Raw genomic sequence first — 18,500 nt, forward strand, 5'->3', positions numbered from 1 at the left:
ACCCCGAAGGAGACCTTCCCATGAACACGTCGACACCCAAGACGTCGACACCCATTGACGTCCCCGACGCCTTCGCCGCGTCGTACGGCACGCAGGGCGCCTCCGCGCGCGCCTGGCTCGCCCGGCTGCCCCGGCTCGGCGGTGACTTCCTGGACCGCTGGGAGCTGCGGCCCGACGGTCCTGCCGCCCACGGCATGGCGTCGCTCGTGCTGCCCGTACGGCGGGCCGACGGCACCCCCGCCGTCCTCAAGCTTCAGGAGCCGCGCGAGGAGACCGCGGGCGTCGCGGCCGGGCTGCGGGCCTGGCGGGGCGACGGCATCGTACGGCTGCTGGACCACGACGAGGAGAGCGGCACCCAGCTGCTGGAGCGGCTGGACGCGGGCCGGCCGCTGTCGTCGCTGGCCGACGACCACGCGGCGATGGGGATCCTGGCCGAGCTGCTGGCCCGCCTGACCTCGGTGCCCGCGCCCGAGGGCCTGCGGGGGCTGGGCGACATCGCGGCCGCCATGCTCGATACGACCCCGCGCGCCGTACGCGCGCTGCGCGACCCCGCCGAGCGGCGGCTGGTGCGCGACTGCGCGTCCGCCGTGGCCGAGCTGCTCGGCGAGCCGGGCGACCGGCTGCTCCACTGGGACCTGCACTACGACAACGTCCTGGCCGGGGAGCGGGAGCCGTGGCTGGCCATCGACCCCGAGCCGCTGGCGGGCGACCCGGGCTTCGAGCTGCTGCCCGCGCTGGACAACCGGTGGGACGAGGTCGTGGCCACCGGCGATGTGGCGCGGGCGGTGCTGCGCCGCTTCGACCTGCTGACCGAGGTCCTCGGGCTGGACCGGCGGCGGGCGGTCGGCTGGACGCTCGGCCGCGTGCTTCAGAACGCGCTGTGGGACATCGAGGACGGCAAGCCCGCGCTGGAACCGGCCCAGGTGGCCATCGCCACGGCCCTGATGCGCCACCGATAGGCCGTGCGGTAGGGGCGGGCGGTAGGCGAGGGCGGTAGGGCCGGGCGGCCCGGGCGGTGGGCGAGGGCGGCAGGGGCGGGCGGTCCGGGCGGTCCGGGTGGTCAGCTCAGCACCAGCAGCGTGGCCACCGCCGGGCCGACCGCCCCGCCGAGCTGGTAGCCGAGGATGAACAGGCCGATGGCGGTGGGGCGGTGGGCCGCCGGGACGGCGGAGGCCGCGTCCATGGACTGGGTGGCGTTGGCGCCCGTGGCGCAGAACACCGCCGCGCCCGCCGCCGCGAGGAGCGCGGGCGCGCTGTGGGCCCACGCCGCCGTCGCCGCGGCCAGCGCCCCGACCGTGAGCAGCACCGCCCGCACCCGCGCCCGGCCGAGCCGCGCCGACACCGCCGCGAAGCCGAGGGCCAGGGCCGAGCCGGTGAGCAGCGCCACCAGCTGGCCCGTGGCCACCGCCCCCGTGGACCAGCCGGTCCGCCCGGCCATCAGCCGCGGCACCGCGAACAGCAGCAGGAAGTACGAGGTGGAGAGCGTGAGCGCCATCAGCGTCGCCGTACGGAAGACAGGCGTGCGCAGCACCGCCGACGGCACGAACCCGTCCGGGCGGCGGCGTATGTGCAGGGCGAGCAGCACGGTCGCGGCCACCGCCGCGCCGGCGGCCGGCAGCGGACAGGAGGGCAGCAGGATGACGCCGGTGACCAGGGTCGCGAGCAGCAGCGAGCCCCGGGTGTCGAAGCGGCCCTCGGCGGGCGGGGCGGTGGGAATGTGGCGCTCGACGGCCGGTACGGCGAGCAGCGCCACCACGGACACCGCCAGCGCCGCCCGCCAGGACACCGCGTCGCTGAGCCGCTCGCCGAGCAGCGGACCGGACGCGCCCAGCATGCCGAACCCGGCGCTGATCACCCCCATCCGCCGGGCGTCGCCCACCAGGCTCATCGCCACCGCGATCAGCCCCGCGCCGCCCGCGGCCTGCGCCGCGCGCCCGACGAGGGTCAGCGGCAGCCACGGCGACGCGACCAGCGCGACGGTGCCGCCGAGCACGAGGGCCGCCCCGACCCGCAGCGCCGTCCGCGCCCCGCGTCGCCGCAGCAGGGTCGCCAGCAGCGGCGTCCCCACGCTCAGCGCCCAGGCGAAGGCGGTGACCAGCCAGGCGGCGGTCGCGGTGCGGACGCCCAGCGAGCGGCCCATGTCGTCGAGGATCAGCACCGGGGCGTTGGCCCCGGCGGCGACCGGCGTGGCCAGCAGCGTCAGCCAGAGGACGGGGACCCGGCGGGCCCGCTGCCGGCTTGCGCCGACGCCGACGCCGGGGCCGGGGCCGGTGGCGGGGCCGGTGCCGGTGCCGGCGGCATGGGTGATCGAGGTGGCGGACAACGGTTCCCCCTGTTTACCTCAAGGTTGACTCTCTCAATGTTGAGATAAAAACAGCCCGGCTCTTGTCGCGTCAAGTGTCTTAACCTTGAGAAGGTCTACGCTGAAGGAACCCGAGGGGAGTGCCGTTGAGCGACATCGTCGATGTCATCGCCGAGCAGTGGGTGAAGGAACGCCCGGAGCTGGCGGACGACCTCTGGCCGATCCAGGTGCTCGCCCGCGTGCAGCGCATGCAGCGCGTCATCGACAAGGCGCTCAAGGCGTTCTGCGCCGAACACGGCCTGGAGCCGGGCGAGTTCGACGTCCTCACCACGCTTCGCCGCTCGGGCCCGCCCTACGCCCTGACCGCGGGTGCCTTCCTCAAGGCCGCCATGGTGACCTCGGGCGCCATCACCAACCGCATCGACCGCATGGAGGCCAAGGGCCTGGTCGAGCGGGTGCGCGAGGGCAGCGACCGGCGCACCGTCCTGATCCACCTGACCGAGCGCGGCCGGGAACTCACCGACACGGTGATGACCGCGCATCTGCGCAACTACGCCAAGATCCTCGACGGCATCGACCGCGACGAGTGCGAGCGGACCGCCGCGGTCCTGCGCAAGATCCTGGAGGCCCACGGCGACACGTCCATCACCTGATCCATCACCTGAACGGTGTCCGGTGTCAGTCCGACGGGCGCGGGCCGAGGAGCCGGTCCAGGGCGCGGCGGGTGCGGTCGCCGGCGTCCGGGGCGCCGAAGAGCTGGATCTCCTGGTTCAGGGCCATATAGAGGCCGACCAGCTCGTACGCGATCTGCTCCGGGTCGGTGTCGTCCGGCAGGTCGCCCGCGGCGACGGCGGCGCGCGCCTCGAGGGCGAGCCGGCGCCGCCAGAGCCCGGACAGCCGGGCCACCGCGTCCCGTAGGGCACCGTCGCGCGCGTCGAACTCGACGGAGGCGGTGGTGAACAGGCAGCCGCCGGGGAAGGTGTCGCGCGCGGTCTCCATGTACGTGATCCACGCCTCGCAGATGGCGCGCAGCCGGGGCAGTCCCGGCTCCGCGTCCCGCGCGGGCTCCCACACCAGCCGCCGGAAGGCCGCCGCACCCGTTTCCAGCGTGGCGAGTTGCAGTGCCTCCTTGGTGCCGAAGTGGCCCAGCACCCCGGCCTTGCTCATCCCCAGGTCGGTGGCGAGTCGCCCGAGGGTCAGCCCTTCGAGCCCTTCGACCGAGGCGAGGGCGACACCGTGCTCCACGATGCGCTCCCGCGTTCTCCGGGCTTCGGCGGCCGACTTGCGTGGACTCATGGCGTCAGGGTACCCGGCCGCCGACCATTTAGCGTCCGACCGATCGGTTGCTATATTCCGGGCGGTGAGGCGTAGACAGTGTCTGCGCCGTCCAGTTCGGAAGAACAAGCCGTGGGGAGAACAGCCGTGAGGAGAACAGCCGTGTCGGGAAGCCGCATCGCCGCCCTGGGGCACTATCAGCCCTCGCGCGTGCTGACCAACGACGAGCTGTCGACGATGGTCGACACCAGTGATGAATGGATCCGCCGCCGCACCGGCATCGCCACCCGCCGTATCGCCGCCCCCGACGAGTCCGTCACCGACATGGCGGCCGCCGCCGCGGGCAAGGCGCTGGCCTCGGCCGGACTGCGGCCTTCCGGCATCGACCTGATCACCGTGGCCACGTGTACCGCGATCGACCGCTGCCCCTCGACCGCCGCCCAGGTCGCGGCCCGCCTCGGCATCCCGTCCGCGGTGGCGTACGACCTGAACAACGGCTGCGCGGGCTTCACCACCGCCCTCGCCGGCGCCGACCACGCCGTACGCGCGGGCGCCGCCCGCCATGCCCTGGTCATCGGCGCCGAGAAGATGTCCGACGTGACCGACTGGACCGACCGCGGTACGTGCGTCCTGCTCGGCGACGGCGCCGGAGCCGCCGTGGTCAGCGCCGTCGAGGAAGCCGACGGGGCCGAGGGCGCGGGACGCGCCGGGATCGGCCCCGTCGTCTGGGGCTCCGACCCCACCCGCGCCGACGCCGTACGCCTGGTCGGCGACTGGCACCCGCACTTCGCCCAGGAGGGCCAGAGCGTCTTCCGCTGGGCCACCGGCGAACTCCCCGCCATCGCGCGGGAAGCCTGCCGCCGCGCCGGCCTGACCCCCGCCGACCTCGCGGGCGTCATCACCCACCAGGCCAACCTCCGCATCATCGAGGCCGTCCTGCGCCAACTCGACCTCCGTGACGATGTGGTGATCGCCCAGGACGTCGTCGAGTCCGGCAACACCTCCGCCGCGTCCGTCCCGCTCGCCCTGTCGAAGCTGACGGAACGCGGCGACATCCCCTCGGGTGCCCCGGTGCTGCTGCTCGCCTTCGGCGGCGGTCTGTCGTGGGCGGGCCAGGTCGTCGCCTGCCCGTGAGCGGGTGAGCGGCAGACCCTGTAATGGCGCCGGGTGGCATCGCGTGGCACCGCTTGGCGCCATTCGATGCCACCCGGCGCCATTTCCTCCTCCTATAGGCGCGTCGGCGCGCGTGATGCCACGGCGACACAGATCGTCTTCTCCGTATTTCCCCAGCTCAGAGCCGTCAACGCAGAGTCCACCCGCAGCGCGACACCATCCGGGCTTGCGTATGGCGCCACCGTGATGCCATGATGGCGTCATGGACCTCACGCCGTATGTCGACACCCTCCGCCGCGAACTCGCGGTGGCCGCCGAGGCCGGCGGGGAAGAAGCCCGAGAGCTGGCCGAGCGGCTCACCGCTCCTCTGGAGTCGGCGACCCGACTGACCATGCTCAATGTGCTCTCCGCCGCGATGGACGAGATCACCCGTGAACTCGCCCCCGGCTCGGTCGACCTGCGGCTGCGCGGGCTCGACCCCGACTTCGTGGTGACGCCGCCGCCCGCCGACAGCGGCGCCGTGGAGGCGGTCGCCGCACCCGTCGAGCCCATGGCGCAGACACCCGCCGAGGGTGACGAGGGCGGCACCGCCCGCGTCAACCTGCGCCTGCCGGCCCACCTCAAGGCGCGCGCCGAGGAGGCCGCGAGCCGCGAGGGCCTGTCGGTCAACGCCTGGCTGGTCCGCGCCGTGTCGGCCGCGGTCGAGGGCGGCGCACGCCCCCGTACGACGGAGAAGGCCCGCACGGTCGGACAGAGTTTCACGGGCTGGGTGCGCTAGCCGCGCCCGCGCCCGAAAGTACGGCACTTCGCCCACACCACGTCCCACCAGCGGGGACGGCCCAAGGACTCATGAGGACGGTACAGCCATGCCTTCTTTCGACACTCCGGAACCGATTTCGGTCATCGCCCATGTGGGCGCCGGTTCCCTCCGGTTCACCGCGAGCGACCGCCCAGACACCGTCGTGGAGGTGCGGCCGAGCAGCCCGAAGCGGGACAAGGACGTGCGGGCCGCCGAGCAGACCGAGGTCACGTACGCGAACGGCGTCCTGACCGTCAGGACGAAGGAGCGCCGTTTCGTCGGGCCCAGCGGTGCCGTCGATGTGACGGTCGACCTGCCCGCCGGCTCGCACGCCGAGGTGACCGGAGCCTGGACCCAGGTGCTCGGCGAAGGCCGGCTCGGTGAGGTCCGGGTGAAGACCTCGGGCGGCGATGTCCGCCTCGACACGACCGGGCCGCTCCGGATGACCGTCTCCCACAGTTCGATCAGGGTCGACCGGGTCGAGGGCCTGGCCGAGATCACCACCAGCACCGGCAGTCTGCGCGTCGGGGCCATCCACGGCTCCGCCGTACTGAAGAACTCGCACGGCGCCACGACCGTCGGCACCGTGACCGGTGACCTGCGGGTGAGCGGCGCCCACGGCGACATCGACATCGAACGCGCCGAGGGCTCGGTCACGGCCACCACCGCCCACGGCGGTCTGCGGGTCGGCGAAGTCGCGCGGGGGGAGGTCCAGTTGGAGACTTCCTTCGGCGCCATCGAGATCGGCGTCCGCGAGGGCACCGCCGCCTGGCTCGACGCCGGCTCCGAGCGCGGGCAGGTGCACAACACCCTCGCCGACTCCGCGCCCCCGGCGGAGACCGAGGACACCGTCAAGATCCGCGCCCGGACCCGCTGGGGCAACATCGACGTCCGCCGCGCCCGGGTCTGAGCACCGGTCCCGCGCGCTCGCCCACCCCCTCTCCGGTCACTTCTCCCGCCCCGCACTTCTCCCGCCCCGCCACATTCACCTCCGAAGCCTTCGAATGGGAGGGCTCCATGCCTTCTTCTGTCATGCCCACGTCCAGCCGCGCGGATGGTCCGCAGCCGCCCGCCGCCATCTCGACCGCCGGTCTGCGCAAGTCCTACGGCGACAAGACCGTCCTCGACGGCATCGACCTGCACATCCCGGCCGGGTCCGTGTTCGCACTCCTCGGCCCGAACGGCGCCGGCAAGACCACCATCGTGAAGATCCTCTCCACCCTGATCTCCGCCGACGGCGGCCAGGCCCAGGTCGCGGGCCACGGCCTGGCCACCGACCCCCAGGCCGTACGGGCCGCCATCGGCGTCACCGGACAGTTCTCTGCCGTCGACGGGCTGATCACCGGCGAGGAGAACATGCTCCTGATGGCCGACCTCCACCACCTGCCCAAGCGCGAGGGGCGACGGGTCGCCGCCGAGCTGCTGGAGCGCTTCGACCTCACCGAGGCCGCGAAAAAACCGGCCTCCACCTACTCCGGCGGCATGAAACGCCGCCTGGACATCGCCATGACCCTGGTCGGCAACCCGCGCATCATCTTCCTCGACGAACCCACGACGGGCCTCGACCCACGCTCCCGCCACAACATGTGGCAGATCATCCGCGAGCTGGTCACCGGCGGCGTGACCGTCTTCCTCACCACCCAGTACCTGGAGGAGGCGGACGAACTCGCCGACCGCATCGCCGTCCTGAACCACGGCAAGATCGCGGCCGAGGGCACCGCCGAAGAACTCAAGCGGCTCATCCCCGGCGGACACATCCGCCTCCGCTTCACCGACCCGGTCGCCTACCAGACCGCCGCCACCACCCTTGGCGAAGCCACCCGCGACGACGACGCCCTCACCCTCCAGATCCCCAGCGACGGCAGCCAGCGCGAACTGCGCTCCATCCTCGACTGGCTCGACACCGCCGGCATCGAGGCGGACGAGCTGACCGTCCACACCCCCGACCTCGACGACGTGTTCTTCGCCCTCACCAGCACCGACACCACCCACACCAACCAGCGCAAGGAGACCGTCCGATGAGCTCTCTGACCCTCGCCGCCCGCGACGCCTCCACCATGCTGCGCCGCAACCTCCTCCACGCCCGCCGCTACCCCTCCCTGACCCTCAACCTCCTCCTCACCCCGATCATGCTGCTCCTGCTGTTCGTCTACATCTTCGGCGACACCATGAGCGCCGGCATCGACGGCGGCGCGGCGGACCGCTCCGACTACATCAAGTACCTCGTCCCCGGCCTGCTGCTGATGACCATCGGCAGCACCACCATCGGCACCGCCGTCTCCGTGTCCACCGACATGACCGAGGGCATCATCGCCCGCTTCCGCACCATAGCCATCCACCGCGGCTCCGTCCTCGTCGGCCACGTCATCGGCAGCGTGCTGCAATCCATCATCAGCGTCGTCCTCGTCGGCGCCGTCGGCGTGGCCATCGGCTTCCGCTCCACCGACGCCACCGTCCTGGAATGGCTCGCCGCCTTCGGTCTGCTCACCCTCTTCGCCCTCGCGCTGACCTGGATCGCGGTCGGCATGGGCCTGGTCAGCCCGAACGCCGAGGCCGCCAGCAACAACGCCATGCCGCTGATCTTCCTCCCGCTGATCTCCAGCACCTTCGTGCCCATCCACGCCATGCCCGGCTGGTTCCAGCCCATCGCCGAATACCAGCCCTTCACCCCCGCCATCGAAACCCTCCGCGGCCTCCTCCTGGGCACCGAGATCGGCCACAACGGATGGCTCGCCATCGCCTGGTGCGTCGGCCTCGCGGTCCTCGGCTACTTCTGGTCCACCTCCACCTTCAAGCGCGACCCCAAGTAACCCCCGCCACCACGCGGAACACCCCCAGGGCGGCGTACCCCGACACCCCGTCGGCGTACGCCGCCCCGACGTGGGCCCTACCGTACGTCCGCGCAGCCCGGGTCGGCCGGGGCGTCGTAGCACTTCTGCCGTCGGTATTCCTCATGCGCGCTGTCGCCCATCGCGTCCGTCACCGCCATGGCGACGAGGGTGACGACCACGACCAGCGCCTGGCCGTAAGCCACCGCCCCCGAGCCCCGCGCCCCGGCGACGATCCCCGCCACGGCGGCGATCCCGGCCACCACGCCCATCTTCACGATGTACGGGCCGACGGGGCCGGGGATGGACTGCGGATCCCAGGAGAAGTACTCCTCGGCCCAGGCCCCGACGAACAGCACCGCCACCACGGCCAGTTGGACCACGATCAGCACGCAGGAGGCTAAGCCTCTGCCGGGTTCTTTCGTCACCGGTCCACCGTGTCCGCGCGGTGGGGCGCCCACAGCTGGTCCGCGTCGCCGGCCGCGAGCCGGCCTCGGTAGATATCGATCTTGCGCTCGATGAGTCTCAGGTTCTCCTGCAGCTCGGCGATCCCGGCGAGCACTTCCTCGCGATGCGACTCCAGCAGGTCCAACCGCTGGTCCTCGTTCCCCCGCCCTGCCGCGACCAGCTCGGCGTAGCGGCGGATGCCCTTGATGGGCATGCCGGTCGCCCGCAGATGGGTGCAGATCTTGATCCATTCCAGGTCGAGCCGGTGGTAGCGGCGCCGGCCGCTGTTGGTGCGGTCGACGGGGGTGACGACCAGTCCCACGCGTTCGTAATAGCGCAGCGTGTGCACGCTCACCCCGGTGCGGCGGGCGGCCTCACCGATGCTCAGTCCGGCCTCGGGAACGGCCTCCGGCGGCTGTCGTTTGACTTCGACCACGCTCGAAATCCTAGCGTCCCGGACATGCCCCAACCCATGCCCGAACTCAGCCATCGCCGCCGACTCCTGGTGCTCGCGATCTGCTGCGCCAGCGCGATCGTCGTGGTGATGGACATCTCCATCGTCAACGTCGCCCTGCCGTCCATCCGCCGCGATCTGCACGCCTCGGTGTCCGGCCTGCAATGGACGGTCGACGCGTACACCCTGGTGCTGGCCACCTTCCTGGTGCTGGCCGGGTCGGCCGCCGACCGGCTCGGTCGCCGGCGCGTGTTCCAGGTCGGCCTCGCCGCCTTCGGACTCGGCTCGCTGCTGTGCGGCCTGGCACCGAGCCTCGGGTGGCTGATCGCGGCGCGGGCGCTCCAGGCCGTCGGCGGCACGATGCTCAACCCGGTGGCGATGGCGATCGTCGCCACCACCTTCCCCCACCCCGCCGAGCGGGCCAGGGCCATCGGCGTGTTCGCCTCGAGCACCGGCCTGTCGCTGGCGCTGGGTCCGATCCTCGGCGGCGCCTTGGTCGACGGCTTCGGCTGGCACTCCATCTTCTGGATCAACGTGCCGATCGTGGCCGCCGCGCTGGTGTGCACCGCGCTGTTCGTGCCCGAGTCCCGCGCCGCCCGGGCGCGCCGGGTCGACCCGGTGGGCCAGGTCCTGATGATCCTCGTACTGGGCGGCGTCGTCTTCTCGATCACCGAGTCCAGGCAGTTGGGCTGGACCTCGCCGGTCATCCTCGCCCTGCTCGCCGTGGCCGCGCTCGCCGTACTGGGGATCCTCGCCTACGAGCCACGCCGCGTCGACCCACTGCTGGAACTGCGCCTGTTCCGCAGCCTGCCGTTCGCCTCGGCGATCCTCATGGCGCTCTTCGCGCTGTGCGGATTCGGCGCCTTCCTGTTCGTGACCACCCAGTATCTACAGGAGGTGCGCGGCATGTCGGCGCTGGCGGCCGGGCTGTGCCTGCTTCCGGTCGGGGCACTGGTCGTGGTGCTCTCCCCGTTCACCGGCCGCCTGGTCGGCGCGCGCGGCCCCAGGCTTCCCCTGGTCGTCGCGGGGGGCGCGCTGGCGCTGGGCGGTGGCGCCTCGCTCTGGCTCGGACCGGCCACCCCGCTGCCGTTCGTGCTCTCGATCTACCTGCTGTTCGGCGTCTTCCTGGGCACCGTCAACCCGCCGATCACCAACACGGCGGTCTCCGGAATGCCCCGTTCGATGACCGGGGTGGCCACCTCGCTGGCCTCAGCGGGCCGGCAGACCGGAACCACCCTGGGCGTCGCGGTGTCCGGAACGATCGTGGGGGCGGCCCTGCCCCGCGGGGGGACGGCGTTCGTGGCCGCGGAGCGCGGCGTGTGGTGGCTGGTGCTCGGTCTGGGCCTGTCCATCGTGGGCTTGGGCCTGCTCAGTACGGGGCGGTGGGCCCAGCGCACCGCCACGGGAGCGGCGGCTCTGTTCGAGGAGGTGGAGCGCGGCGGGGAGCCTCGAACCGTCCCTGCGGGCCGCCCCTAGAGTGATCCGCATGCCCATACCTGTGCACGCCCTCGCCCATCGACCGTTGACCGCCGAGGCCGTCGCGGAGCTGATCGCCCTGCCGACGGCACCGCGGACCCCCGACGACGTGGACACCTTCGACGCCGTCGAGGCGGAGATGCGGCAGCGCGGATGGAGCTGGCAGCACGAGTTGGTGACCGACTCGTACCGCACCGGACACGGACACCTGCTGTGCACCGAGGGCGAGAGCCCGTTCGGCGACCCGGACGCCCGCCACTTCCTGGTGTTCGGTGAGCTGTACCCCGTCGATCCGGACGAAGACGAAGGCGAAGACGAAATCAGCACGGCCAACGGACAGTGGCTGTACGACTTCATGGACAGCTGGCAGCAGCTCCCCGGCTGGACCGGCCGCCGCCCGGCCACCGACCAGGACTGCGAGGCCGTTCTCGCGCAGGCGGCGCAGGTGGTGACCGGCCACCTCGGCAGGGCCCCCGAGCGGACGGTCCTCTCCGCCGAGTCCCTGGCCATGGGCCCCGCGCTGACCCACCGCGTGTGGCGCACCGACACCCACGCCCTGGTCCTCGGCCCGGCCCCCGACAACCTCCCGTACGGCTACCTCACCCACCTCCAGCTCTCCTACACCCCGCTGAGCTGCGGCCCCGAGCTGCCGCCGGCGGACGACGAAGAGGGCCTGACCGAATGGATCAGCGACCACGTCGACTGGTGACCCGGAGCCGTCGGGGGACACCGATGCCCACCGCTTTGTGACACCCCCGCCCCATGGCACTTGGCACATCGCCGAGGCGTCACAAACGACCGGGTCGCCGGCATCTCTTGTGTGTCGGAACACCGCGCGGACGACCGCGCGGTACGCCACAACAAGTGAGGACCAAGCGATGGAACCCCGTTTCAACCTGATGGCCAACGAGCTGGGCGCCAAGATCGGCAAGCGGTTCGCCAATGTGAGCCTGGCCATCCAGCAGTCGTCGCTGCCCCAGACCATCCAGGACCTGGTGATGCTGCGCGCCAGCCAGATCAACGGCTGCGGCTTCTGCGTCGACTTCCACAGCAAGGACGCGGCGGCCGCCGGGGAGAGCGCGGTGCGGCTCAACCTGGTGGCCGCCTGGCGTGAGTCCACCGTGTTCACCGAGGCCGAGCGGGCCGCCCTCGCCTTCGCCGAGGAGGGCACCCGGCTCGCCGACGCCCACCTCGGCGTGTCCGACCAGACCTGGGCCCAGATCCGCGAGCACTACGACGACGACCAGACCGCCGCGCTCGTCTACCTGGTGGCCGTGATCAACGCCGCCAACCGGCTCGGCGTGATCGTGCGCAACCCGGGCGGTTCGTACCAGCCCGGCATGTTCGCCGACCTGGCGAACTGACCGATCTCGCCCCAGGTGCCTCAGCGCACCTCCTTGATACGGATCTGGTTGCCGGCGGGGTCGCGGAAGGAGCAGTCGCGCACCCCGTACGGCTGCTCGGTCGGCTCCTGGATCACCTCGGCGTCGGTGGCCTGGATCCTGTCGAAGGTGCCGTCGAGGTCCTTGGTGGCCAGGAGGATCCAGCCGTAGGTCCCCTTGGCCATCATCTCGCTGATGGTGCGGCGCTCGTCCTCGGTGACCCCGGGGTCGGCGGCCGGCGGGGCCAGGAGGATGGAGGTGTCGGGCTGGCCGGCGGGCCCGACCGTGATCCAGCGCATCGCGCCCTGGCCGACGTCGCTGCGGACCTCGAAGCCGAGGACGTCGCGGTAGAAGGCCAGGGAGGCCTCGGGGTCGGTGTGCGGGAGAACCGTGGTGTCAATGGTGATGTCCATGGCTCTCACGCTAGCTCCGGCCCCGAAGGGCGTGCTTCTCGATTCCTGACCGGTCGGGTCACCTGCTTCGCCACACACGGCGGCATCCCCGCCGTCGCCCGCGCCGCCTCGCGCCGGTAGACGCTCGGCGGCACACCGACCAGTTCGGTGAAGCGCGTGCTGAAGGTGCCCAGCGACTGGCAGCCGACCGCGAAGCAGACCTCGGTGACGCTGAGGTCACCCCGCCGCAGCAACGCCATCGCGCGCTCGATCCGCCGCGTCATCAGGTAGCCGTACGGCGACTCTCCGTAGGCGAGCTTGAACTGGCGGCTCAGGTGCCCCGCCGACATGTTCGCCCCACGGGCCAGCGCCTCGACGTCCAGCGGCTGCGCGTACTCCCGGTCGATCCGGTCCCGCACGCGCCGCAGCCGCGCCAGGTCGCTCAGGTGCTGCTCCGGGGTGGTTTTGCTGCTCACCCGCGCGATCGTGTCACGCCGCGTCCGCGATGCCTAGTGCCGTCACACCCCGCCCTACGCGGCGACGGCCACGGCCCCCTCCTTCAGCCCGCAGTCGCGGCAGAGGGCGGGCTCGGCGGCGCGGAAGGCGCGCTCGCAGCCGTCGCAGGTCTGCCAGGGGAGGACGGGCGGTGGCGTGCGGGGCGGCGTAGGGGGCGGCGTATGGGGCGCGGGGGCGGGCGCTACGGCGGGTGGGGGTTCGCTGAGGCGGAAGGTCAGGATCCGGGACGGGCGGGCCAGGAAGCGGTCCGGCAGCCCGGTGGTGAGGAGGCTGGTGAGCTGCCTGGGCCCCACGCCGACCGCGAACCACCGCGCGACGGCCGGGGCCAGCTGGGCCACCTCCCGCCGGGACAGGATCAGCCGAGGGTCGGCGATGCGCAGCGAGGCGAGGAGGGCGACGGCCTGCTCGTCGCCGTCCACGGCCTCGGCCGCCTCGGTGGGCTCCGTCGCCCCGTGTTCCGGCTCCGGTGCTGGTGGGGCGGGCTTCCGGGGGCGCGGTGGCGGGGCGATCAGCTGCCGCTTCGGCAGGCCTCGCTGCGGTGCGTCCTTCGGTACGTCCTTCGGTACGTCGCGGAAGTACGTACGCGTACGGACCAGCCCGCCGGGCCCGCGCTCGCGCCGCCGCTCCAGATAACCGGCGGCCTCCAGCTCCCTGAGCGCCCGCGAGATCAGGATCTCGCCCTCGGTGAAGTGCTCGCACAGCGCGGCGATGCTCACCGGCGCGCCATCGGGCAGCGAGAGGATGTAGGCCGCGACACCGATCGTGACCGCGCTGCCGCGCCGCTGCGCGAGGGCGTTGGAGATCACGGTGAAGTCGGCGGTGAGACGGGTACGGATGTGGATCACGCCGGAGGTCGGTAGTCCGGCGTCGACGCGCGCATGCGCGTTAGACTGCGGCTCAGCCATCGGGAAGGTGCTTCTTCCTGATCGGTCAGGCCCTCGTTCGGGATGCCAGTCCCGGCCGGGGGCCGTCGTCTGTTTGGGGTTGTTGCGGCGAACGTAACCGCCCGCCTCCCGCACCCGCAAGCCGGTCACTCGTACGGGTGATGTGGGAGGGGAGGGTGGGTGGGAGGTTCTTTTCCTCAGGTTCTTTAGGGGAGTTGGTGGCCCACCGAACCCCCGTGTACGGGGAACCGGCGGGGATGGCGTCAGGGCGCGGGCGGGCGTCTGGAGGTCGGAAACCGGAAGAGGCTGTAGATCAGCACCGCGCACCCGAAGGCGAAGATCCACGCACCCGGACCGAGGGAGGCGAGGTCCCCTACAGAGTGGTACGTGGCGATGACGATGACCGCGAACAGGGCGGTGCTGAGTGCGGTGGTGAGCATGTGCAGCCACCGGATCCAGCGCGGGACGGGAGCGACGGGGGCACGGCGCAGCGCGGTCAGTGCTGCGGCACAGGTGCCTGCGCTCAACACAGCGACCACGGCGAACGGCCAGTAGCCCCGCTCCAGGTAGGTGACGATATTCAGCCCTTCGTAGAAGGGCAGGAACATGGCGACTGCCAGCGCCACCAAGGCGGTCCACAAGGGGAGGACGGCGCGGTGGTGCGCCGGGGGTGGGGCGAACGCGTTGGCGGGCATGACAATGGGAGCCGCCACAGGCTGGGCCGGGACGGGGACGGGGACGGGGGCTGGGGCGGGGACGGGTGGCGCGGCCACGGGCTGCGGCGGAACGGGCGGGGTGGGCGGGGTGGGCGCCGTGCCGGTGGCGGGCAGCGCATGGGCGACCGGGTCGGGCAGCCAGGTTGCGGTCCGGGGGACGATCTCGGTGGGTGTGTATCCGTCGGCGGGCGGCACCAGGGCCAGCTCCTCGACGAGTTCGGCCACCGCCGGGCGTCGGGTGGGGTCCTTCGCCAGGCAGCGGGAGACGATCTCCAGGCCCGGCGACGGCAGTTCGGCGAGGTCCGGTTCCTCGTACACGATGCGGAAGTTGAGCGCGTGCGCCGAGCCGGTGCCGAAGGGGCCCACGCCGGTGGCCGCGTACGCCAGGACCGCGCCCAGGGCGAACACGTCGGTGGCCGGGGTGACGGGCTTGCCGGTGAGCTGTTCGGGAGCCATGAAGCCGGGGGTGCCCACGACCATTCCAGTACTGGTGAGCGCGGTGGCCTCGGCCGCCATGGAGATCCCGAAGTCGACGACTCTGGGCCCGTCAGGCGCGATCAGTACGTTGGAGGGCTTGAGGTCCCGGTGGACCAGACCGGCCGCGTGGATGGCCTCCAGCGCCTCGGCCAGCCCCGCGCCCAGCGCCCGCACCGATTCCGCCGGCCAGGGGCCGTGCGCCGCCACGGCCTTGTCCAGGGGCAGGCCGGGCACGTAGGCGGTGGCCAGCCACGGGGGCGAACCGTCGGGATCGGCGTCGACCACGGCGGCCGTGAAGAAGCCGTTGACCTTCCGCGCCGCCGCCACCTCCCGGGCGAACCGGCGGCGGAAGCCGGGATCCTCGGCCAGATCCGGCCGCACCACCTTCACCGCCACCAGCCGCCCGCCGGGCGAATGCCCCAGGTAGACCCTGCCCATTCCGCCCGCGCCCAGCAGCCCGGTGATCCGGTACCGCCCTACCTGCCGTGGATCAGTCGGCTGAAGTTCACTCACCAGAGCCCCCCTTGCATATCCGAGTCGAAGTGACCCGCCGGACCCCCGCGTGCGGGGGTCCGGCGGGGCGGGAATCAGAGGCGGGGGCCGGTCTTCAGGCTGGCTATGAAGGCCGTCCAGGAACCCGCCGGGAAGGTGAGGGCGGGGCCGTCGGGGTTCTTGCTGTCACGGATCGGTACGACGCCGGGTATCCCGTCGGCCACCTCCACGCAGTCGCCCCCGGCCTGATTGCTGTAGCTGCTTTTGCGCCAGGCGGCGCTGTTCAGATCGGGATGGGACACTCGCTCCACGGTGGTTGCCCTCCATCACGGATCGGATCATGTCGAGTGACATGAATGGGGGCAGGGACACTGCCCGCAGCCGATCGTAGGTCACCGCGAGCCGCTCGACATCGCTTGGCTCTTCGAAGAGTTGACCAAAGTCCGCGCCCTCCTTGTAGGCCACTTCTGTGCCATCCGGCAGTGTCAGCACAGTCAGGGAGCCGCCCATCTGCTCGTGCTCGCCGTGGTCGAACGGCAGCACCTGCACAGTGATGTGGCGCTGCCGGGCTGCCTTCAGTAGTTGCGCCAACTGGGTGCGCATAATGGCCTCACCACCGACCGGCCGCCTCAACACCGCCTCGTCCAGGACGACCCACAACTCCGGGCGGTCGGGGGAGCCGAGCCGCTTCTGGCGACTGAGTCGGGCGGTGACACGCTCCTCCAACTGCTCCTCGCTACTGAGCAGAATGTCGAGGCTCAGCACGGCTCGCGCGTAGTCCTCGGTCTGCAACAAGCCGGGCACCACATGCGCCGCGTACTGCCGGATGGACACCGCCCGTTCCGCGTACGCCATGAACGCCCGCGACCAGTCCGGGAACGCCTCCCGGTACACATACGGCCACATGTCCACCAGCAGGTTGTCCGCCCCGAGGACGGCGTCGAGCGCCTGCGCCAGCTCGAACGTCGGCCTCGCTCCCGACGCCCGCTCGATCTGCGTGATCCGGGTGCTGACCACATGCGTCTTCGCGCCCAGCTCGGCCTGGGTCAGCCCGGCGGCCATCCGGAGTCTGCGCACCCGCGACCCGAAGAGCGCCGCCATGGACGACTGGGGATCAATACCTTTGGCCAAAACATCACTTCCGTTCCTTACGGGGTGAGAGGTAATGCGTTACGGCCTTTTGAGCGTAGACCCGCCGGGCGACCCTTGAGTGCGGAAAGTCACGATGCGCACACGCTGCGAATCGTACGAAAGCTCGACGGGCAGAAATGGACACAACCGTGCTGAAGGCGAACACCCTGCCGGACGAAGGCGTGCAGCTCCCCTCGACCCCGCGCGGGGCGCGACTCGCCCGGAAGCTCGCCGTGCGGCGCATGGGGGAGTGGGGGTATCCGCCCGCCTCGGACACGACGTCCACCGTGGCCCTGCTGGTGGCGGAGCTGGCCTCCAACGCCGTGCGGCACGGCCGCGTGCCCGGGCGGGACTTCCGGCTGCGGCTGGCGTTCGTGGCGACGGCGCGTACGGTCCGTATCGAGGTGTCGGACGCCCGCGAGGACCGGCTTCCGGTCAGGCCGCAGGCTCCGTCGGACGACGACGAGACGGGGCGTGGCCTGCTGCTCGTCGAACTGCTGGCCACGCGCTGGGGGGTGACTCCCCGCGTCCCCGTCGGCAAGACGGTGTGGGCGGAGGTGGCGGCCGGTCTCCCGGGCCGATGAGCGTGTGGCTTCCCTCCCGACTTGACCCTGACGCCGGGGTCAGGGCTTAGCGTCCGGCGCATGGAAGAGACGAACACCCATCGCGGACGGACAGTGCTCATCACCGGAGGAGGCACCGGGATCGGTCGTGCGACGGCCCAGCGGTTCGCCGACGCGGGCGCCGAGGTTCTCATCGTCGGCCGGACCGCCGAACGATTGGCGGAGACGGCCGAAGGGCGCCCGCGCATCCGGACGTTCGTGGCCGACGTCGCCGAGCCGGACGCCCCCGACGATGTCGTCGCCGCAGCGGTGGAGGCGTTCGGGCGTATCGACGTCCTGGTCAACAATGCCGCGATCACCCGTCCGGCTCCGCTCGGGGCGATCGACCGGAAGGTCGCCGAGGAACAGCTCGCCACGAACCTTCTGGCCCCGGTGTTCCTCACCCAGCACGCTCTGCCTCACCTGGAAACGGGTGCTGCCATCGTCAACGTCACGTCCAACCCGCCCCACTACGGCTGGCGGGACAACTCGGTCTACGGATCGACGAAGGTGGCTCTCGACTTCCTGACCCACACATGGGCCGTCGAGCTGGCCCAGCGCGGCATTCGCGTGCTGTCCGTGGCCCCCGGGATCACGGCGACCCCGGTGCTGAGCCATGCCGGTGTCCCGGAGGAGCGGATCGTCGCGATGGGCAAGGAGCTTCGGGCCCGCATCCCGCTGGGGCGTATCGCTCAGCCCGGGGAAATCGCCTGGTGGATCGTGAACGCGACGCGCCCCGAAGCCGGTTATCTCACCGGTACGATCATTCGGGTCGACGGCGGGCTGAGCGCGGCTGGATGAAGGCGAAGCGATGCTGATCGGAGAACTGGCGAACGCGACGGGCACCACCATCCGGGCGCTGCGGTATTACGAACAGCAGGGCCTCCTCCACCCCCAGCGAGCGCCGAACGGCTACCGGGAGTACGACGAGACGGCGGTCGGCCGGGTGGCCAACATCAAGCTGCTGCTCTCGCTCGGCCTCACCTCCCAGGACGTCCGCGCCTTCCTCCCCTGTCTCGATCAGGCCATCGCCGATGGTCCCCTCTGCCCCGCGAGCGCGCGGCTCATCGCCCGCAGGCTCATGGACGTGGAGGAGAAGATCGCCGCGCTGGGAGTCGTCCGCGCCCACCTCACCGAAGCGCTGACTCGACCCGCCGCCCGCGCCTCCCGGACACGGCCGTCGGCCGAGTAGGCGGGTGACACGGCCGGAACGG

23 protein-coding genes are annotated in these 18,500 nt (G+C 71.8%); 13 read left to right on the top strand and 10 right to left on the bottom strand.

Going from position 1 to position 18,500, the window contains the following annotated elements:
* The first annotated feature begins 20 nt into the window (after positions 1–20).
* On the top strand, positions 21–959 hold the full coding sequence (locus BBH68_RS17100) for an aminoglycoside phosphotransferase family protein (RefSeq protein WP_065963318.1): 939 nt from the start codon (positions 21–23) through the stop codon (positions 957–959).
* A gap of 101 nt (positions 960–1,060) precedes the next feature.
* On the opposite strand, the gene BBH68_RS17105 is transcribed toward BBH68_RS17100, so the two are convergent.
* On the bottom strand, positions 1,061–2,323 hold the full coding sequence (locus BBH68_RS17105; protein WP_065963320.1) for an MFS transporter: 1,263 nt from the start codon (positions 2,321–2,323) through the stop codon (positions 1,061–1,063).
* 119 nt (positions 2,324–2,442) lie between these two features.
* On the opposite strand from BBH68_RS17105, the gene BBH68_RS17110 reads away from it, so the two are divergent.
* Positions 2,443–2,955 carry a MarR family winged helix-turn-helix transcriptional regulator gene (locus tag BBH68_RS17110; protein ID WP_342673134.1) on the top strand — a complete coding sequence of 171 codons (513 nt, stop codon included), beginning with the start codon at positions 2,443–2,445 and terminating at the stop codon, positions 2,953–2,955.
* A 25-nt stretch (positions 2,956–2,980) separates the two neighbouring features.
* Here BBH68_RS17110 and BBH68_RS17115 read toward each other — a convergent pair whose 3' ends face one another.
* The gene (locus tag BBH68_RS17115) at positions 2,981–3,598 is read right to left on the bottom strand and encodes a TetR/AcrR family transcriptional regulator (RefSeq protein ID WP_065963321.1); all 618 of its coding nucleotides are present in this window, start codon (positions 3,596–3,598) and stop codon (positions 2,981–2,983) included.
* A gap of 141 nt (positions 3,599–3,739) precedes the next feature.
* Between BBH68_RS17115 and BBH68_RS17120 the strand changes: the two genes are divergently transcribed.
* The 5 genes from BBH68_RS17120 to BBH68_RS17140 all read left to right on the top strand — a co-directional run bounded on the left by BBH68_RS17120 (position 3,740) and on the right by BBH68_RS17140 (position 8,299).
* Entirely contained in the window at positions 3,740–4,711 is a 972-nt protein-coding gene (locus BBH68_RS17120; protein WP_065963325.1) for a beta-ketoacyl-ACP synthase III, read from the top strand.
* A gap of 241 nt (positions 4,712–4,952) precedes the next feature.
* Positions 4,953–5,468 (top strand): toxin-antitoxin system HicB family antitoxin, encoded by a 516-nt coding sequence (locus tag BBH68_RS17125; RefSeq protein WP_065963326.1) that lies wholly within the window; start codon positions 4,953–4,955, stop codon positions 5,466–5,468.
* Positions 5,469–5,556: 88 nt separating this feature from the next.
* Positions 5,557–6,399, top strand: coding sequence for a DUF4097 family beta strand repeat-containing protein (locus BBH68_RS17130; protein WP_065963328.1), 843 nt, complete (start codon positions 5,557–5,559; stop codon positions 6,397–6,399).
* A 107-nt stretch (positions 6,400–6,506) separates the two neighbouring features.
* Positions 6,507–7,511, top strand: coding sequence for an ATP-binding cassette domain-containing protein (locus tag BBH68_RS17135; RefSeq protein WP_174589037.1), 1,005 nt, complete (start codon positions 6,507–6,509; stop codon positions 7,509–7,511).
* A complete protein-coding gene (locus tag BBH68_RS17140) occupies positions 7,508–8,299 on the top strand; it encodes an ABC transporter permease (RefSeq protein WP_065963333.1) in 792 nt (263 codons plus the stop codon). Before BBH68_RS17135 ends, BBH68_RS17140 begins: the two co-directional genes overlap by 4 nt.
* A gap of 77 nt (positions 8,300–8,376) precedes the next feature.
* Here the strand turns inward: BBH68_RS17140 and BBH68_RS17145 are convergent, their stop codons facing one another.
* On the bottom strand, positions 8,377–8,709 hold the full coding sequence (locus BBH68_RS17145; RefSeq protein ID WP_065963335.1) for a DUF6234 family protein: 333 nt from the start codon (positions 8,707–8,709) through the stop codon (positions 8,377–8,379).
* A gap of 32 nt (positions 8,710–8,741) precedes the next feature.
* On the bottom strand, positions 8,742–9,200 hold the full coding sequence (locus BBH68_RS17150; RefSeq protein ID WP_065963336.1) for a MerR family transcriptional regulator: 459 nt from the start codon (positions 9,198–9,200) through the stop codon (positions 8,742–8,744).
* Between the two features lie 24 nt (positions 9,201–9,224).
* Between BBH68_RS17150 and BBH68_RS17155 the strand changes: the two genes are divergently transcribed.
* From BBH68_RS17155 to BBH68_RS17165, 3 genes are all read left to right on the top strand, one after another.
* Positions 9,225–10,694 (top strand): MFS transporter, encoded by a 1,470-nt coding sequence (locus BBH68_RS17155; RefSeq protein ID WP_245738085.1) that lies wholly within the window; start codon positions 9,225–9,227, stop codon positions 10,692–10,694.
* 10 nt (positions 10,695–10,704) lie between these two features.
* Complete coding sequence (locus BBH68_RS43150; RefSeq protein WP_245738086.1) at positions 10,705–11,403, top strand: hypothetical protein; 699 nt, start codon at positions 10,705–10,707, stop codon at positions 11,401–11,403.
* Between the two features lie 169 nt (positions 11,404–11,572).
* Complete coding sequence (locus BBH68_RS17165) at positions 11,573–12,058, top strand: carboxymuconolactone decarboxylase family protein (RefSeq protein ID WP_065963339.1); 486 nt, start codon at positions 11,573–11,575, stop codon at positions 12,056–12,058.
* Between the two features lie 20 nt (positions 12,059–12,078).
* Here BBH68_RS17165 and BBH68_RS17170 read toward each other — a convergent pair whose 3' ends face one another.
* The 6 genes from BBH68_RS17170 to BBH68_RS17190 all read right to left on the bottom strand — a co-directional run bounded on the left by BBH68_RS17170 (position 12,079) and on the right by BBH68_RS17190 (position 16,654).
* Positions 12,079–12,489: a VOC family protein gene (locus BBH68_RS17170; RefSeq protein ID WP_065963340.1), complete on the bottom strand. Its 411-nt coding sequence runs from the start codon at positions 12,487–12,489 to the stop codon at positions 12,079–12,081.
* A 5-nt stretch (positions 12,490–12,494) separates the two neighbouring features.
* Positions 12,495–12,944, bottom strand: coding sequence for a helix-turn-helix transcriptional regulator (locus BBH68_RS17175; RefSeq protein WP_065963341.1), 450 nt, complete (start codon positions 12,942–12,944; stop codon positions 12,495–12,497).
* A 54-nt stretch (positions 12,945–12,998) separates the two neighbouring features.
* Positions 12,999–13,889, bottom strand: a complete 891-nt coding sequence (locus BBH68_RS17180) for a hypothetical protein (protein ID WP_065963343.1) — start codon at positions 13,887–13,889, stop codon at positions 12,999–13,001.
* A gap of 242 nt (positions 13,890–14,131) precedes the next feature.
* A complete protein-coding gene (locus BBH68_RS17185; protein ID WP_076970833.1) occupies positions 14,132–15,574 on the bottom strand; it encodes a serine/threonine-protein kinase in 1,443 nt (480 codons plus the stop codon).
* 74 nt (positions 15,575–15,648) lie between these two features.
* On the bottom strand, positions 15,649–15,783 hold the full coding sequence (locus tag BBH68_RS43155) for a DUF397 domain-containing protein (protein ID WP_076970832.1): 135 nt from the start codon (positions 15,781–15,783) through the stop codon (positions 15,649–15,651).
* Entirely contained in the window at positions 15,740–16,654 is a 915-nt protein-coding gene (locus BBH68_RS17190) for a helix-turn-helix domain-containing protein (RefSeq protein WP_065963347.1), read from the bottom strand. The genes BBH68_RS43155 and BBH68_RS17190 overlap by 44 nt, the downstream gene beginning before the upstream one ends.
* 167 nt (positions 16,655–16,821) lie before the next feature.
* On the opposite strand from BBH68_RS17190, the gene BBH68_RS17195 reads away from it, so the two are divergent.
* The 3 genes from BBH68_RS17195 (at position 16,822) to BBH68_RS17205 (ending at position 18,478) form a co-directional block, all read left to right on the top strand.
* On the top strand, positions 16,822–17,268 hold the full coding sequence (locus tag BBH68_RS17195; protein WP_065963348.1) for an ATP-binding protein: 447 nt from the start codon (positions 16,822–16,824) through the stop codon (positions 17,266–17,268).
* A gap of 93 nt (positions 17,269–17,361) precedes the next feature.
* Entirely contained in the window at positions 17,362–18,087 is a 726-nt protein-coding gene (locus BBH68_RS17200) for an SDR family NAD(P)-dependent oxidoreductase (protein WP_065963350.1), read from the top strand.
* Positions 18,088–18,097: 10 nt separating this feature from the next.
* Positions 18,098–18,478, top strand: a complete 381-nt coding sequence (locus tag BBH68_RS17205) for a MerR family transcriptional regulator (RefSeq protein ID WP_065963351.1) — start codon at positions 18,098–18,100, stop codon at positions 18,476–18,478.
* Positions 18,479–18,500: the final 22 nt, after the last annotated feature.

The organism is Streptomyces sparsogenes, assembly GCF_001704635.1.
In the GTDB taxonomy this organism is placed as follows: domain Bacteria; phylum Actinomycetota; class Actinomycetes; order Streptomycetales; family Streptomycetaceae; genus Streptomyces; species Streptomyces sparsogenes.